We start from the raw sequence: 14,188 nt of genomic DNA, 5'->3' as shown, positions 1-14,188 counted from the left end.
ATCATGGCTGGTGAATTTGGAAAATTCATTGATGAAAAGCGTAGAGGACGTGCCGCCGATGGTGGAGATATCATGCTGAAAGATATTGCTAAAGCAATGGAAATGACAGCAACATACCTCTCGGACATTATAAAAGGGAGGCGAAATCCGCCTGAGATGAAATTGCTTGAGAAGATTGCTACAGTACTTCACCTATCTCCAGAAGAAAAAGCAGAGATGTTTGATCTTGCCGGACGCGAGCGTAATGAAGCAGCTCCTGACCTGCCGAGTTACATTATGGATGAGGATATTCCTCATGTAAGAGTTGCTTTGAGAAGAGCAAATGATAAAAAACTTGGAGACGATTTCTGGAAGAAGATTGTTGAAGAAATGGACGATAAGGAGTGAGCCTATGCCTTCAAATGGAAAGCTAAACGATTATGTACCTCGTATAAGTAAGGCTGAATTTGATGATGAGGCCACTAAATTCCTATCAGCTTATTATCCAGAAGCTCTTGAGTCTCCTATGGCAGTGCCGATTGAAGAGATCGCGAGAAAGAAGTTGGGGCTAACAGTTGTCGAAAGCAGACTTACAGAAGATTTTAGCATTCTGGGACAGATGTGTTTCACTGGTGGATTGGCTGAAATCTACGATCGTGAAAACGATGAATACAGAGAAGTTAAGGTTAAGCCTGGGACAATGATTATCGACCCAGATACCCTTACTCTCCGTAATCTTGGCAGTAAGCGTAATACAATTGCTCATGAATGTGTTCATTGGGTCAAGCATCGGAACTACCACATTATAGCAAGTGTCAACGATGGAAAAACCGCTGTGGCTTTTCGATGCCCTACGGATATCAAGAATGAGAGTTACAATACCAATTGGACCGATGAGGACTGGATGGAATGGCAAGCTAATGGAATCGCACCGCGTATCCTTATGCCGAAGGAAACAGTAGGAGTTGTATTTGCGAGATTGTTAGCTGAAAGCCTTGAAAATCCTTTTATTGCAGCGAATCTCATGCCACCTACACGTTGGATTATTGAGGAGATTGCTGCATTCTATCAGGTTTCAAAACAATCTGCTGAAATCAGACTTAATGAATTGGGGCATATTCCTCTTTAGGAAATGCTCCTCTATTAAATGCACCATTTTTTTTGCTCAACAACTTCGCTAAAAAGCGGAGCAGCGATATTGCGAACGCGAAAGGAGAATGCCTATGAGAAAAATGAAGTGTCCAAACTGCGGGCGAAGAGCCTTTGATATTTCCAAGCTTCCAAAAGAAGAAGTCGAAGTCATGCTTAAATGTCCACAGTGCGGAAAGTTCGTCTCGGTTCCCTGTAATGAAGATTCAGAGATTAAGGCTTCCTAGCTAAAGCCTGAAACCAGATGAAGGGAGGTGATTTTATGGCTAAGAGTAACAGCAAACAAACATCCCCATCGGTTGCGCGCAAGGCATCGTCTCTTTTAAGAGATGGTAGAACCAGTGCCAAGACCAAGTCTGTGGCTGCGAGTGCACTGGCACAGACAAAACCATCACCAAAGAAAAAATAACCCAATAAAGTCATACCGAGCAACGGAGCCGAGTGCGAGCTACCAAATGGCCGGATGAGTTACGAAATTCAAATTCGTGACCATCCGGCTTTTTGTATTTCGTGACTATTCGGCTCTTTTACATATCTCACGCTTGGCTCCTGCCTGAAAGGAGCCAACCAATGAAAATCAATTATAAAGATGCAGATGGCAAAATACTCGACCTTGAAGTGTCCCAAGAAGTCGGTACCTTCTACCTTGAGTCAATTGATGCTGAAAAGAAAAACGACCGTAAAAACTCACGCCCTGATCGTCACACCCAGCTTTCAACTTTTGAATATGAGGACATACGATTTTTTAACGATGGTACTGACTTGCTTGCTGACTTGATTGAATCCGAAGTTATCAGCCACGCCATGTCCTGCTTGAATGAACGCCAGCAGTACTTGATTCGCAAGTGTCTACTAGAGGGCTGGACATACACTGACCTTGCTGCTGCAGAAGACAAAGACGAATCCGCCATCCGTCATGCCGTAGATCGCGCCAAAAAGAAACTCAGAAAATTTCTGGAATAAGACCGTCCGATTCGGCTGTTTCTCCTGGCATACATCAGAAGGCACAAACAAAATCAGCCTTCATAAAGGAAAGGTGATTCACATGAGACACACGCTCAAAATCAGTGTTTCAAAAGAACCGCCGGGCGGAGGAATTGTCGGCTGTAGGCATGTCAACATGAGGGAACGACTGGTTCGTCTCCTACTGGGTGACAAGCAAAGGTTGACGGTTATCATCCCCGGCGACAGTGTAAGGACGATGTCTATCGTTGAGGAGGGAGGTGAAAATGGTGAGCAAAATAAAGCTGTTACTTGAGGTGGTCGATAACCTGCGTTCACTGGCAGACAGCATCCATGCTGCTGCAGAGGCGATGGCGGGCAATGAACCTGCCCAACCTGCAGCACAGGAGCCTCCGGCCGCTGAGCCCAAACCCAAGGCTAAAGCAGTCTCGCTTGAGCAGGTTCGTGCTGTGCTGGCTGAAAAGAGCCAGGCAGGCTTCACCGCAGAGGTGCGCGGGCTTTTAGAAAAGCATGGTGCTCCGAAGCTAAGTCAGATTGATCCAGCAAATTTCGCTGCACTACTGGCAGATGCGGAGGCACTCAAATGAGTAATCACGCAATCCTATCCGCATCAGGTGCGCATCGCTGGATGAACTGCACGCCATCAGCAAGGCTGGAGCGCGAGTTTTCAGACAACAGCGGCGAGGCGGCTGCAGAGGGTTCGGCTGCTCATGCTCTTGCAGAACACAAGCTGCGAAAAGCCCTCAAGCTGCGCTCGAAACGGCCAACCTCCCAGTACAACTCAGAAGAAATGGAGATTTACACCGATGACTATGTTGAGTTCGTACTGGAGATTATTGAGGGTCTCAAGCAAGCCTGCTCTGATCCAACGGTCCTAATCGAGCAGCGCTTGGACTTTACCCGCTTCGTGCCAGATGGCTTTGGTACAGGAGACTGTGTGGTAATCGGTGACGGGACACTTCACATCGTGGACTTCAAGTACGGCCAAGGTGTTTTAGTCCATGCTGACGACAACCCACAAATGAAACTGTATGCCCTTGGTGCTTTAGATCTTTTCGACGTCATATATGACATCAGCGAAGTGGCTATGACGATCTATCAACCACGCAGGGAGAATGTTAGTACCTACGTGGTGTTTAAGGAAGCGCTTTATCAGTGGGCAGACGAAGTCCTGGTACCAACTGCAAAGCTAGCCTTTGAAGGCAGCGGCGAATATAGCTGCGGCGACTGGTGCCAGTTTTGCCGGGCAGCAGTCAAGTGCAGGGCGCGGGCCGAGGAAAAGCTAAGTCTTGCGCGATTTGAGTTCTCCTTGCCGCCAATCCTCACGGATGACGATATCGAGGGAATTCTTATGAAGCTGGATGACCTCTCGTCTTGGGCCAATGACATCAAGTCCTATGCCCTGGAAGCAGCCCTCAACCACGGAAAACGCTGGAGCGGGTTCAAGCTAGTTGAAGGCCGATCAAATAGAAGGTTCAAGGATGAAGCTGCAGTTGGAGAAGCAGCTAAGGCAGCCGGATACCGCGATATCTTCAGACAGTCCTTGATCACCCTTACCGAAATGGAAAAACTGATGGGCAAACCAAAGTTCAGTGAAATACTTGGTGACCTCATCGAAAAACCGCCGGGTAAGCCGGCACTGGTACCTATAACCGACAAACGGCCGGAAATTAATACATCCGCAAAGCAGGATTTTAAGGAGGAAATTTAATATGTCAAACACAGCAAACAGAACAAACACAGGTACAAAGGCTAATCCCACAAAGGTCGTCACAGGCGTCGTGCGTCTCTCTTACGCCAATGTTTGGGAACCAAAGAGCATCAACGGAGGCACAGAGAAATTCAGCGTTTCGCTCATCATTCCCAAGACCGATACCAAGACCATTGATGCGATCAACAAAGCAGTGGACGCTGCCATTGAAGAAGGCCGTGGAAAATTCGGTGGTAAGATTCCGAGTAAGGCAGCACTCAAGCTCCCGCTACGCGACGGCGATGTTGACCGCCCGGATGATGAGGCATATGCAGGCTGTTACTTTGTGAACGCCAACTCCAACTCTGCGCCGGAGATTGTGGACAAGTCCCTGAATCCCATCATGAGCCGTTCAGAGGTTTACTCGGGTGTCTATGCGAGGGTCAGCATCAATTTCTACGCCTTCAATTCCAACGGAAACCGTGGTGTCGCCTGTGGCCTTGGGAACATTCAGAAGATTCAGGATGGTGAACCGCTCGGTGGCAAGACCAGCGCTGCTGATGATTTCACCTCTGACTATGATGGCGATGACTTCCTTGGCTAAGGACATAACAACAATACGACGATTTGGGCGGCAGGTTATCTTGCCGCCCTTTTCTGATACGGAGGGCTTATGAAAACACTATCCATTGATATTGAAACGTATTCGAGCGCCGACCTTTCTAAATGCGGCGTCTACAAATATTCTGAGTCACCGGATTTCGACATTCTACTGTTTGGCTATTCGGTTGATGGCGGTGAAGTGCAGGTCATTGATCTTGCCAGTGGCGAAGCGCTGCCGCTGGAGATCCTAAATGCTTTGACAGATGCTGCGGTTATAAAGTGGGCCTTTAATGGTCAGTTTGAGCGGGTCTGCCTTTCACGCTGGCTAAAGCGAATAGGAGTAACCCTTGACCCAGACAATCCAAAGAGCCAATTTCTGAGCCCGTCAGCGTGGCGCTGCTCAATGATTTGGTCAGCCTACATGGGTTTACCCCTCGCACTAGAGAGCGCTGGTGTCGTGCTCGGGCTTGAAAAACAAAAGCTCAAGGAAGGCAAAGACCTAATCCGCTACTTCTCTATGCCTTGTAAACCATCAAAGGTAAATGCCGGGCGTGAACGCAACCTGCCAGCTGACGCACCCGATAAATGGGAGCAGTACAAAGCCTATAACGCCCGCGATGTTGAAACGGAGCTTGAACTCCAGGCGAAGCTTCACAAGTTTCCTGTGCCGGAATCTGAATGGCAAAACTATATCCTCGATCAAGTGATAAATGACCGGGGTATTCAGCTGGACATGGGCTTGGTTGAGCAGGCCATTCGCTTTGATGAGCGAGCCAAACAAGAACTGACCTATCTGATGCAGCAAATGACTGAACTGGATAATCCAAACTCGGTCGCCCAGATGAAGGCGTGGCTTTCTGATCAAGGCATAGAGACTGACACGCTGGGCAAGGCTGCTGTGAAAGAGCTTCTGAAGACAGCGCCTGAACCACTCTGTAGGGTGCTGGAGTTGCGGCAGTCTCTGGCCAAAAGCAGCGTCAAGAAATACACGGCGATGAAAAATGCTGTCTGTTCAGATGGCAGAGTTCGTGGCTTACTGCAGTTTTACGGCGCGAACAGAACGGGACGCTGGGCCGGAAGGCTTGTGCAGGTCCAAAATTTACCCCAAAACCACCTGCCTGACTTGGAGCAAGCAAGGCAGCTCGTCAAGCTTGGCCAGTACGAAATGCTAGAAGCACTCTATGATACGGTGCCGGAGGTGCTGTCGGATCTCATCCGGACTGCCTTTATTCCGAAAGACGGTCATCAATTTATCGTGGCGGACTTTTCAGCGATAGAAGCCCGTGTGATTGCATGGCTTGCCGGTGAGACCTGGCGAAATGAGGTATTTGCCACCCACGGCCGGATCTATGAGGCGTCGGCCAGTCAGATGTTTCATGTCCCACTTGAGGAAATCACCAAGGGCAGCCCCTTGCGACAAAAGGGCAAAATATCAGAGCTCGCCCTCGGTTATGGCGGATCGGTTGGTGCGCTCAAAGCCATGGGCGCACTTGATATGGGAGTCTTAGAGGATGAGCTACAGCCTCTGGTCAATGTATGGCGTGCGGCCAATCCAAACATTGTACGGTTCTGGTGGGACGTGGATCGGGCTGCCATGACGACTGTTAAGGAACGAACGATTACGAACACCCACGGAATCCAGTTTGAGTGCAGAAGCGGGATGCTCTTCGTGAGGTTACCTTCAGGCAGACAGCTCTCCTATGTGAAACCGAAGCTTGGTCAGAACCGATTCGGAAATGAGTCGGTGACCTATGAGGGTGTCGGCGCAACGAAAAAATGGGAACGCATCGAGACCTATGGCCCAAAGCTGGTGGAGAACATCGTCCAGGCCGTATCCCGCGATCTTCTCTGTCACGCCCTTAATAGGTTCCAGCACTGTGAAATTGTAATGCATGTCCATGACGAGCTCGTCATCGAAGCCGACGCGCATTTGTCGATGGAAGCAATTTGTGAGCAAATGAGCCAGGTTCCACCTTGGGCTGAAGGGCTTTTACTTCGTGCCGATGGGTTTGTGTGCCCATTTTACAAAAAAGATTAAGGAAATTTGAAAAGGACCGTCCGAAACCGCCCTTTCTCGTGGCTTAAAGCGAAGGCAACAAACAAAATCCTCTGGCCTTCAGAAAGGACGGTTCTAATATGAACAATTTACAGGTTTTCTCCTACGAGGGGAAGGAAGTCAGAACAATCCAGGAAAGTGGCGAGCCTTGGTGGGTGCTGAAGGATGTGTGTGAGGTCTTAGAACTCAGCAATAGTCGTATGGTGGCTGAACGCTTGGATGAAGACGAAAAGGGTGTAAGCATTGTTGACACCCTTGGCGGGAAGCAAGAATTGACGGTTATTAGTGAAAGCGGGCTATACAACGTTATCCTGCTTTCACGAAAGCCTGAAGCCCGCAGGTTCAAGCGCTGGGTCACCCACGAAATCCTACCAAGCATCCGCAAGCACGGAGCGTATGTTACCTCGGACAAGCTTGAAGAAATAATGAATGATCCCGATGCCTGGATCAAGGTGCTGACCGCACTTAAAGAAGAACGGCAGGCAAAGGAGCGACTCCAGCTTCAAGCTACGGTCGACAGGCCTAAAGTCGTTTTTGCTGATGCTGTATCAGTATCATATGGAACCATCCTCATCGGCGAGCTTGCCAAAATCCTTAAGGGCAACGGAATTGAAATCGGTCAGAATCGCCTGTTTGAAAAACTTAGACAGGAAGGATTTTTGATCAAACGCAAGGGCACCGACTACAATGCACCTACCCAGAGGGCAATGGAGCTGGAACTGTTCAAGGTCAAGGAAACGGCTATCACCCATTCAGATGGCCATGTCACGATTTCTAAGACCACCAAGGTGACAGGAAAAGGCCAGCAGTATTTCGTCAACTACTTCCTCGGCGGAGGTGGCAGCAATGGACAGATTTAATGCGGAGCACTACCCCGATCCAACGGCTGCCGATGCCTTGGCGGCTGTGGAGCGGAAGGAAAAAGCGAAAGCAAGAAATCCCTGTGTGTTCATTTGCTCGCCGTTTGCCGGCGATATAGAAGGAAACACCAGAAGAGCCCTTCGATACATGCGGTTTGCAGTGGTGCGAGGCGCGATCCCTTTCGCTCCTCATTTGCTTTATCCTCAGGTACTGGACGAAGCTGATCCCTCCGAACGAGAGCTCGGGCTCTTCTTTGGGATGGTCTGGCTCGGAAAGTGTGATGAGCTATGGGTGTTCGGCCGCCATATATCGAGTGGCATGGCACGTGAAATAGCCAAGGCGAAAAAACGCGGTATTCCAATAAGGCGTTTCAATGATGTGTGCGAGGAGGAATTTGAATGAAGATCGCTGTCGGCAATAGCCGTATGGATAAGAAATGGAAAAACAAGGACATCCCATGGTCAGCTTTCAAGGACATGGTACGCACCACCAGGCGCACCACCGAAACGGTATCCGAGTTTCGTAAGATGACAAAGGCCCGTCAGGATTCCATCAAAGACATAGGTGGCTTCGTCGGTGGTGCCTTACGAGAAGGCAAACGACGAAACGGTTATGTGCTTTGTCGGTCCATGCTCACCCTCGATATGGACTACGCAACACCGGATACCTGGACGCAGCTTGAGTCTCTCTACGATTGGGCCTGTTGCCTCTATTCCACTCATAAGCATACCCCGGAGGCTCCGCGACTTCGTCTGGTTATACCACTAGCCCGGGAGGTCAGTGAGGATGAGTATCCTGCTCTTGGCCGTATGGTGGCCAAGGAAATCGGTATCGACATGTTTGATGACACCACCTATGAGCCCTCCCGCCTGATGTACTGGCCATCGACCTCTTCGGATGGTGGGTTTGTGTATCAAGATAAGGATGGCACCTTACTTGATCCGGATGTGTATCTTTCGAGGTATGTCGATTGGCGGGATACCTCAATGTGGCCAACCTCGAAACGACAGTCGGAGGTCCTTCAGCATAGCATCAAGCAGCAAAAGGACCCGCTCGAAAAAAGCGGTGTGGTTGGCGCGTTCTGCAGGGCTTACTCCATCGAAGAAGCCATCGAGGTATTTTTGCCAACTGTTTATGAGCCTTCTGCGATGGAAGGCCGCTTTGACTATATCCCCGCGGACTCCAGCGCTGGTGTTGTTATTTACGGCGGCAAGTTCGCTTATTCCCATCATGCCACAGATCCGGTCTGCGGGAAGCTCTTAAATGCCTTTGATCTTGTTAGGCTTCACAAATATCCTGAGCTTGACGAAAAGGCCTCCTTTAAGGCGATGTCTGAATTCGCTGTTAAGGATGCTCGGGTTAAGGCGGAGTTTACACAGGAACGAAAAGCCCAGACCATCGAGGAGTTTTCAGACGAGGAGGATTGGCAAAGCCGGCTTGAGCTTGAAAAGAACGGTAAGATCAAGGATACCTTGTCCAATATTTCCACCATCCTAAGGTTTGATCCGGCACTACAGTATATCGTGTTCAACCAATTCAAGAACCTAATCGATGTGATAGGTGAGCTGCCTTGGCCTCAGGTGAAGCCTGGCTGGGGTGATACAGACATGGCCTGTGCCAAGCTCTATTTTGAGCGCACCTATGGGATTTGGTCACCGACCAAGTTCAAAGATGCGCTGCTTGGCGTGATATCGGTGGAACGACTTTATCATCCGATCAAGGACTACCTTGGAACCTTGAAATGGGATGGTACCCAAAGGCTTGACACGCTACTCATCGATTACCTGGGTGCAGAAGATACACCCTATGTCCGTGCGGTCACACGAAAAACAATGGTGGCGGCAGTGGCCAGGATCTACAGACCGGGCACGAAGTTCGATTCCATTCTTGTGCTCAATGGATCACAAGGCATCGGTAAATCCACTCTCTTTGCTCGGTTAGGTGGCCAGTGGTACTCCGATTCGTTATCTATTTCTGACATGAAAGACAAGACTGCACCAGAGAAGTTGCAGGGCTATTGGATACTGGAGCTCGGAGAGCTTGCTGGCATTAAGAAACTGGATGTGGAAACGGTGAAGTCGTTCATTACGAGGACAGATGATAAGTATCGCCAGTCCTATGGTGTATCCGTGGAAAGTCACCCGCGTTCCTGCATCATTGTTGGTACCACCAACTCTGATGGTGGGTTCCTTCGGGACATTACGGGCAATCGCCGTTTCTGGCCAGTGCGTGTTATGGGCCATGGTAAATACCATGCCTGGGATCTTAACGAGGTGGATCAAATATGGGCCGAGACAATAGAACGTTATAAAGCTGGCGAGGAGCTATTCCTGAAAGGTGCACTGGCTGAGGAAGCAGTCTCCCAGCAGCGGGATGCCATGGAAAGCGACGACCGTGAAGGTTTGGTAGCGGAGTATCTCGATACCTTGCTACCTGAAGGCTGGGATAAGCTGGACCTTTATCAGCGGCGAAGCTTCCTCACAGGCAGTGAGTTCGGTGGCGAAACCCGCATAGGAACGCAGCGCAGGCAGCAGGTCTGCGTCATGGAAATTTGGTGTGAGTGCTTTGGCAAGAGTCGCGAGACCGTTAAGAAAGGCGACTCCTATGAGATTGAGAGCATCCTAAGTAAGATAGGCGGCTGGGCGAAATTCACCGGCAACAAGACCGGTAAAAAGCATGTGCAGCTCTATGGTCCTCAACGTGTGTTCATTCGAACCGAAAGTGAGGTGCAGGCATATGCCAATGCTGCTCATTAAAGGTAAGGCACACAGTCTGGGCAAAGTCGCAAGCCCTTCAGCTGGTAGGCTTCTAGGAGTGCTTGTTCCCATTGTGCCGATTCCTTATTTATTCAAGGTTGTAGTTATAAGAAGTAAAGGAGTAATAGGCACATTTAAGCGCGTATACGCGCGTAAGAGTTTAGACCGCTTGGGCATGGACATGGGCACAAGGAGGTACTTATGCGTGAAAAATTGATTGAACAGAAGTTGGTCCGGGTGGTTAAAGCAGCTGGTGGAATCGCTGTGAAGTTTGTTTCGCCTGGTTTTGATGGCATGCCCGACCGTCTTGTACTTTTTCCGGGTTCAAAAATGGCCTTCGTTGAGGTTAAAGCCAAGGGCTGTAAACCACGTCCCTTGCAGCTTAGAAGGCATGAACTGTTACGGTCCTTGGGCTTTCTAGTGTATGTCCTTGACGATGAAAGGCAGATTGGAGGGATACTTGATGATTTACAAACCACATGACTATCAGGTTTATGCAACAGAGTACCTCCTCCAGCATCCCATTGCTGCAATCCTGTTAGATATGGGTCTTGGCAAGTCAGTAATCACCCTGACGGCCATCTTTGATTTGACCCTCGATAGCTTTCTGATTCGAAAGGTTTTGGTGATTGCTCCACTTCGTGTGGCTCGGGATACCTGGCCCGCTGAAATCGAGAAATGGGATCATATCTCGGGTCTGAAATATGCTGTTGCTGTCGGCAGTGAACGGGAACGTAAAGCAGCGCTGCTGCAAAAAGCTCAGGTGCACCTCATCAACCGAGAAAACATTGAATGGCTGGTCACCAAGAGCGGGCTGCCTTTCGACTATGACATGATAGTCGTCGATGAGCTGTCCTCCTTCAAATCCCATCAAGCTAAGCGGTTTAAAAGCCTGCTGAAGGTACGGCCCGGTGTTAAGCGAATTGTTGGACTTACGGGGACACCCTCCAGCAACGGTCTCATGGATCTGTGGTCAGAGTTCAGGCTTCTGGACATGGGCCAGCGGCTCGGCCGATTTATCGGGAATTATAGGTCCACCTTCTTTGTCCCTGACAAGCGAAATGCCCAGGTGGTTTTCTCCTATAAACCAAAGCCCGGTGCCGAAGAAGCCATATACGGGCTGATCTCTGATATCACGATATCCATGAAGGGCAGCGACCATTTGAAGCTGCCGGAACTGGTGATGAACGAAGTCCCTGTCCGGATGTCGCCAAGTGAGGAACAACACTACCTGACCATGAAGGACGAGATGGTGTTGTCCCTTAAAGGCAAGGAGATTGATGCCGCAAATGCAGCAGCCCTTTCCGGGAAGCTGCTGCAGATGGCAAATGGTGCGGTCTATGACGAAAACCACGAAGCCATCCACCTGCATGACCGAAAGCTTGATGCTCTTGAGGATCTGATCGAAGCGGCCAACGGTAAACCGGTGCTCATCGCCTACTGGTATAAGCATGATCTTGAGCGAATACTCGAGCGCTTTCCTGCTGAGCGTCTAGATACAGCTGAAAGCATCTGCAGATGGAATGCCGGAGAACTACCGCTAGGGGTTATTCACCCTGCTTCAGCTGGACATGGCCTAAATCTTCAGGCTGGAGGTTCCACCCTCGTGTGGTTTTCGTTGACCTGGAGTCTCGAACTTTATCAGCAAACGAATGCGAGGCTTTGGCGGCAAGGACAAAAGGATACGGTAATAATCCATCACCTCATTGCTAAGGGCACAATTGACGAACAGGTCATGAAAGCCCTACGGATGAAAGATAAATCCCAGTCCGCACTGATTGATGCGGTCAGGGCGACCCTAAAGAAGGAGGCGGTTACATGATTGCACTAAAATATATCAATAAAAACGCCGCTACTGTAGCCGCCATCCGCGATTACGAAAACATGCGGTTTATCATCAACAACACTCCTCAGGAAATCAAGGATGTGTATTCCCAGATGGCTTCTCCAAGAGGTCCAAAGCTATCCGGGATGCCCTCTGCAAGGAACCCTCAGGCTGGAGCCGACAAGTTGGCGGCCCAGATTGATAAGCTGGATATTCTGCGGGAGCGCTACAGCCAGGCCATTGAGTACATGACTTGGTTTGAGCCTGCGTGGTCCAGCTTGACTGACACAGAGCAGCACATCCTTACCGAGTTCTACATGACAGAAAACCAGAAATCCGGTGCGACCTATCGCCTGATGGATGAACTGAGCTACAGTGAAAGCCACATTGAACGTTTAAGGTCCAATGCCCTGAATCATCTTCGGAGCCTTCTATATTGTTGATCTACAAATACTATCGATTAATTGAACGAAAGCAAAAATACTATAAAAATACTATTTACAAGTAAAAGTAAAAACGATATAGTAAATTCAAGTAAAACGATAGTAAATTATGGAGGTGTTCAGTATGGCAAAGCTAGAAATCAATATTGAGGATGTAACCTTACATGAAGCGGAGAAGATCCTTCACTCCCTTGGGCTGAATATGGAGATGGCAGTCAACATTTTTCTTAGGAGGGTCGCAATAGAAAAGGGCTTACCGATGACGATGGCGGCTCCGGTTTCAAGTCAAGCAGAGCCTGACGCTTCTGAGGACTCAAACGAGGCGATTGATTATGACTCCATCCAGGTCACACGTAGCAATAATAAGATCACCCCGGTTATGGTCGAGGAGGTTTGGCGTTCGTTCTTAAGACATCTTGAGGGCTCTGGTGAAATCAATCGGATGAGCACGGAGGTGTCCACTAAAACTGGGATGAACCGTGGTAGTGCGTTTATCTACCTGAACATTCTCGCCAACCTTGCCAAGGGTGAACCCAACACCCGTACCATGAAAATGCAGGACCTTGAGTATTACATGGAAAAAATAAAAAAGGAACTCGGTGAGGAAAAACACCAGGATGCATTAAAATCATTAAAATTGTCCGTCCCTTATTGGCAGGATAAGCTGTCCGGAAGCTTTGGTGATAAAGTCGAGGCATACTGCAAGAAGCACTCATAAAGATGAGGGAATTCTGAGGGAGTATTTGTCTAAAGGCATAGTATAATAATAGTATCAAAAGCTATATCAAGAGCCTTCGCGGAAAACCGCGGGGGCTTTTCTTATGCCCCGAAAGTGAGGTGAACCCATGCCATACAAACCAAAGCGTCCCTGCGCCTTCCCCGGCTGCGGTCGGCTCGCTGAGCGTGAGCAATACTGCGCCGAGCATCAAAAGGTCGTGGACAAACAATACAACCATTACCAGCGCGACCCAAAGTCCAACAAACGCTACGGCAGAAGCTGGAAGCGCATCCGCGACCGCTACATCAAGTTGCATCCCCTTTGTGAAGAGTGCGAGAAGCAAGGCAAGCTAACGCCTGCCGAAGAAGTCCACCACATCATCCCGCTCTCTAAGGGTGGTGGCAATGAAAAGAGTAATCTAATGTCTCTATGTAAATCCTGTCATTCTCGAATTACTGCAGAGAGCGGTGACCGGTGGGGGCGGTCAAATCTCTAAAACTATTCAAAACGGACAGCGGCGTGGGGCTTCGTGTTGAAAAACGCGCTTTCAAACGAGGGAATAGCCCCAGCCCTGCAAAGTGAGGTGATATTTTTGGCAAAAGACGGTACCAACCGTGGCGGTGCTCGTATCGGAGCGGGCGCAAAAAAGAAGCCACTAGCCGACAAAATTGCCGAGGGCAATCCCGGCGGCAGGAAACTGACTGTGATGGAATTTCAAGATGCTGCAGATCTCAAAGGCCTTGAAATGCCTGAACCAAACAAAATGCTCGAAGCCATACAAAAAGACGGTAAGACACTTGTCGCAAGCGAGATCTATAAATCCGCTTGGACTTGGCTGAACGAACGTGGCTGTGCGGTACTTGTAGCTCCGCAGCTTCTGGAGCGCTACGCCATGAGCGTGGCTAGGTGGATTCAATGCGAGGAAGCAGTCACTGAATACGGCTTTCTAGCAAAGCATCCCACTACAGGCAATGCAATTCAGAGCCCCTATGTGGCGATGGGTCAAAACTACATGAACCAAACAAACCGCCTGTGGATGGAGATTTTTCAGATCGTAAAAGAAAACTGTACCGGCGAGTACAGCGGTGTGAATCCACAAGATGATGTTATGGAGCGGCTCTTAACCGCCCGGAAAGGAAAATGAT

General features: G+C 49.4%; 18 protein-coding genes. All 18 read left to right on the top strand.

The annotated features are described in order from the left end of the window. The first annotated feature begins 3 nt into the window (after nt 1-3). The 18 genes from AC4PHM_RS09480 to AC4PHM_RS09395 all read left to right on the top strand — a co-directional run bounded on the left by AC4PHM_RS09480 (nt 4) and on the right by AC4PHM_RS09395 (nt 14,187). Nucleotides 4-387 (top strand): helix-turn-helix domain-containing protein, encoded by a 384-nt coding sequence (locus AC4PHM_RS09480; protein ID WP_492017573.1) that lies wholly within the window; start codon nt 4-6, stop codon nt 385-387. A gap of 4 nt (nt 388-391) precedes the next feature. Further along, nucleotides 392-1,108 carry an ImmA/IrrE family metallo-endopeptidase gene (locus AC4PHM_RS09475; RefSeq protein ID WP_492017572.1) on the top strand — a complete coding sequence of 239 codons (717 nt, stop codon included), beginning with the start codon at nt 392-394 and terminating at the stop codon, nt 1,106-1,108. Between the two features lie 94 nt (nt 1,109-1,202). After that, nucleotides 1,203-1,355, top strand: coding sequence for a hypothetical protein (locus AC4PHM_RS09470; protein ID WP_492017571.1), 153 nt, complete (start codon nt 1,203-1,205; stop codon nt 1,353-1,355). Nucleotides 1,356-1,390: 35 nt separating this feature from the next. Beyond that, nucleotides 1,391-1,537 (top strand): hypothetical protein, encoded by a 147-nt coding sequence (locus tag AC4PHM_RS09465; protein WP_492017570.1) that lies wholly within the window; start codon nt 1,391-1,393, stop codon nt 1,535-1,537. A 161-nt stretch (nt 1,538-1,698) separates the two neighbouring features. Next, nucleotides 1,699-2,091 carry an RNA polymerase sigma factor gene (locus tag AC4PHM_RS09460; protein WP_492017569.1) on the top strand — a complete coding sequence of 131 codons (393 nt, stop codon included), beginning with the start codon at nt 1,699-1,701 and terminating at the stop codon, nt 2,089-2,091. A 266-nt stretch (nt 2,092-2,357) separates the two neighbouring features. Next, nucleotides 2,358-2,678: an rRNA biogenesis protein rrp5 gene (locus AC4PHM_RS09455; protein ID WP_492017568.1), complete on the top strand. Its 321-nt coding sequence runs from the start codon at nt 2,358-2,360 to the stop codon at nt 2,676-2,678. Continuing rightward, on the top strand, nt 2,675-3,802 hold the full coding sequence (locus AC4PHM_RS09450) for a DUF2800 domain-containing protein (protein WP_492017567.1): 1,128 nt from the start codon (nt 2,675-2,677) through the stop codon (nt 3,800-3,802). The genes AC4PHM_RS09455 and AC4PHM_RS09450 overlap by 4 nt, the downstream gene beginning before the upstream one ends. A 1-nt stretch (nt 3,803) precedes the next feature. Beyond that, entirely contained in the window at nt 3,804-4,385 is a 582-nt protein-coding gene (locus AC4PHM_RS09445) for a DUF2815 family protein (RefSeq protein ID WP_492017566.1), read from the top strand. 69 nt (nt 4,386-4,454) lie between these two features. Further along, on the top strand, nt 4,455-6,422 hold the full coding sequence (locus AC4PHM_RS09440) for a DNA polymerase (protein WP_492017565.1): 1,968 nt from the start codon (nt 4,455-4,457) through the stop codon (nt 6,420-6,422). Nucleotides 6,423-6,520: 98 nt separating this feature from the next. Then, nucleotides 6,521-7,300: a phage antirepressor gene (locus AC4PHM_RS09435; protein ID WP_492017564.1), complete on the top strand. Its 780-nt coding sequence runs from the start codon at nt 6,521-6,523 to the stop codon at nt 7,298-7,300. Further along, nucleotides 7,287-7,703, top strand: coding sequence for a DUF7768 domain-containing protein (locus AC4PHM_RS09430; RefSeq protein WP_492017563.1), 417 nt, complete (start codon nt 7,287-7,289; stop codon nt 7,701-7,703). Before AC4PHM_RS09435 ends, AC4PHM_RS09430 begins: the two co-directional genes overlap by 14 nt. Beyond that, nucleotides 7,700-10,057 (top strand): virulence-associated E family protein, encoded by a 2,358-nt coding sequence (locus AC4PHM_RS09425; RefSeq protein WP_492017562.1) that lies wholly within the window; start codon nt 7,700-7,702, stop codon nt 10,055-10,057. The genes AC4PHM_RS09430 and AC4PHM_RS09425 overlap by 4 nt, the downstream gene beginning before the upstream one ends. Before the next feature lie 201 nt (nt 10,058-10,258). Continuing rightward, complete coding sequence (locus AC4PHM_RS09420) at nt 10,259-10,540, top strand: PDDEXK family nuclease (protein ID WP_492017561.1); 282 nt, start codon at nt 10,259-10,261, stop codon at nt 10,538-10,540. Next, on the top strand, nt 10,521-11,879 hold the full coding sequence (locus AC4PHM_RS09415) for an SNF2-related protein (protein ID WP_492017560.1): 1,359 nt from the start codon (nt 10,521-10,523) through the stop codon (nt 11,877-11,879). The genes AC4PHM_RS09420 and AC4PHM_RS09415 overlap by 20 nt, the downstream gene beginning before the upstream one ends. Further along, nucleotides 11,876-12,325 (top strand): ArpU family phage packaging/lysis transcriptional regulator, encoded by a 450-nt coding sequence (locus AC4PHM_RS09410; RefSeq protein ID WP_492017559.1) that lies wholly within the window; start codon nt 11,876-11,878, stop codon nt 12,323-12,325. The genes AC4PHM_RS09415 and AC4PHM_RS09410 overlap by 4 nt, the downstream gene beginning before the upstream one ends. 124 nt (nt 12,326-12,449) lie before the next feature. Beyond that, nucleotides 12,450-13,043, top strand: coding sequence for a type II toxin-antitoxin system RelB/DinJ family antitoxin (locus AC4PHM_RS09405; protein WP_492017558.1), 594 nt, complete (start codon nt 12,450-12,452; stop codon nt 13,041-13,043). A gap of 127 nt (nt 13,044-13,170) precedes the next feature. Beyond that, on the top strand, nt 13,171-13,539 hold the full coding sequence (locus AC4PHM_RS09400) for an HNH endonuclease (RefSeq protein ID WP_492017557.1): 369 nt from the start codon (nt 13,171-13,173) through the stop codon (nt 13,537-13,539). Nucleotides 13,540-13,575: 36 nt separating this feature from the next. Then, nucleotides 13,576-14,187: a P27 family phage terminase small subunit gene (locus AC4PHM_RS09395; protein ID WP_492017556.1), complete on the top strand. Its 612-nt coding sequence runs from the start codon at nt 13,576-13,578 to the stop codon at nt 14,185-14,187. Nucleotide 14,188 lies beyond the last annotated feature (1 nt).

The sequence above is a fragment of the Acidaminobacter sp. QWL-03 genome, from assembly GCF_058683855.1.
This window is presented reverse-complemented; position numbering and strand designations above follow the sequence as displayed.

What these genes read in the sequence shown, in the direction of transcription:
- AC4PHM_RS09480 (WP_492017573.1), top strand. Translation starts at nt 4, where the DNA reads ATGGCTGGTGAATTTGGAAAATTCATTGATGAAAAGCGTAGAGGACGT.
- AC4PHM_RS09475 (WP_492017572.1), top strand. Translation starts at nt 392, where the DNA reads ATGCCTTCAAATGGAAAGCTAAACGATTATGTACCTCGTATAAGTAAG.
- AC4PHM_RS09470 (WP_492017571.1), top strand. Translation starts at nt 1,203, where the DNA reads ATGAGAAAAATGAAGTGTCCAAACTGCGGGCGAAGAGCCTTTGATATT.
- AC4PHM_RS09465 (WP_492017570.1), top strand. Translation starts at nt 1,391, where the DNA reads ATGGCTAAGAGTAACAGCAAACAAACATCCCCATCGGTTGCGCGCAAG.
- AC4PHM_RS09460 (WP_492017569.1), top strand. Translation starts at nt 1,699, where the DNA reads ATGAAAATCAATTATAAAGATGCAGATGGCAAAATACTCGACCTTGAA.
- AC4PHM_RS09455 (WP_492017568.1), top strand. Translation starts at nt 2,358, where the DNA reads ATGGTGAGCAAAATAAAGCTGTTACTTGAGGTGGTCGATAACCTGCGT.
- AC4PHM_RS09450 (WP_492017567.1), top strand. Translation starts at nt 2,675, where the DNA reads ATGAGTAATCACGCAATCCTATCCGCATCAGGTGCGCATCGCTGGATG.
- AC4PHM_RS09445 (WP_492017566.1), top strand. Translation starts at nt 3,804, where the DNA reads ATGTCAAACACAGCAAACAGAACAAACACAGGTACAAAGGCTAATCCC.
- AC4PHM_RS09440 (WP_492017565.1), top strand. Translation starts at nt 4,455, where the DNA reads ATGAAAACACTATCCATTGATATTGAAACGTATTCGAGCGCCGACCTT.
- AC4PHM_RS09435 (WP_492017564.1), top strand. Translation starts at nt 6,521, where the DNA reads ATGAACAATTTACAGGTTTTCTCCTACGAGGGGAAGGAAGTCAGAACA.
- AC4PHM_RS09430 (WP_492017563.1), top strand. Translation starts at nt 7,287, where the DNA reads ATGGACAGATTTAATGCGGAGCACTACCCCGATCCAACGGCTGCCGAT.
- AC4PHM_RS09425 (WP_492017562.1), top strand. Translation starts at nt 7,700, where the DNA reads ATGAAGATCGCTGTCGGCAATAGCCGTATGGATAAGAAATGGAAAAAC.
- AC4PHM_RS09420 (WP_492017561.1), top strand. Translation starts at nt 10,259, where the DNA reads ATGCGTGAAAAATTGATTGAACAGAAGTTGGTCCGGGTGGTTAAAGCA.
- AC4PHM_RS09415 (WP_492017560.1), top strand. Translation starts at nt 10,521, where the DNA reads ATGATTTACAAACCACATGACTATCAGGTTTATGCAACAGAGTACCTC.
- AC4PHM_RS09410 (WP_492017559.1), top strand. Translation starts at nt 11,876, where the DNA reads ATGATTGCACTAAAATATATCAATAAAAACGCCGCTACTGTAGCCGCC.
- AC4PHM_RS09405 (WP_492017558.1), top strand. Translation starts at nt 12,450, where the DNA reads ATGGCAAAGCTAGAAATCAATATTGAGGATGTAACCTTACATGAAGCG.
- AC4PHM_RS09400 (WP_492017557.1), top strand. Translation starts at nt 13,171, where the DNA reads ATGCCATACAAACCAAAGCGTCCCTGCGCCTTCCCCGGCTGCGGTCGG.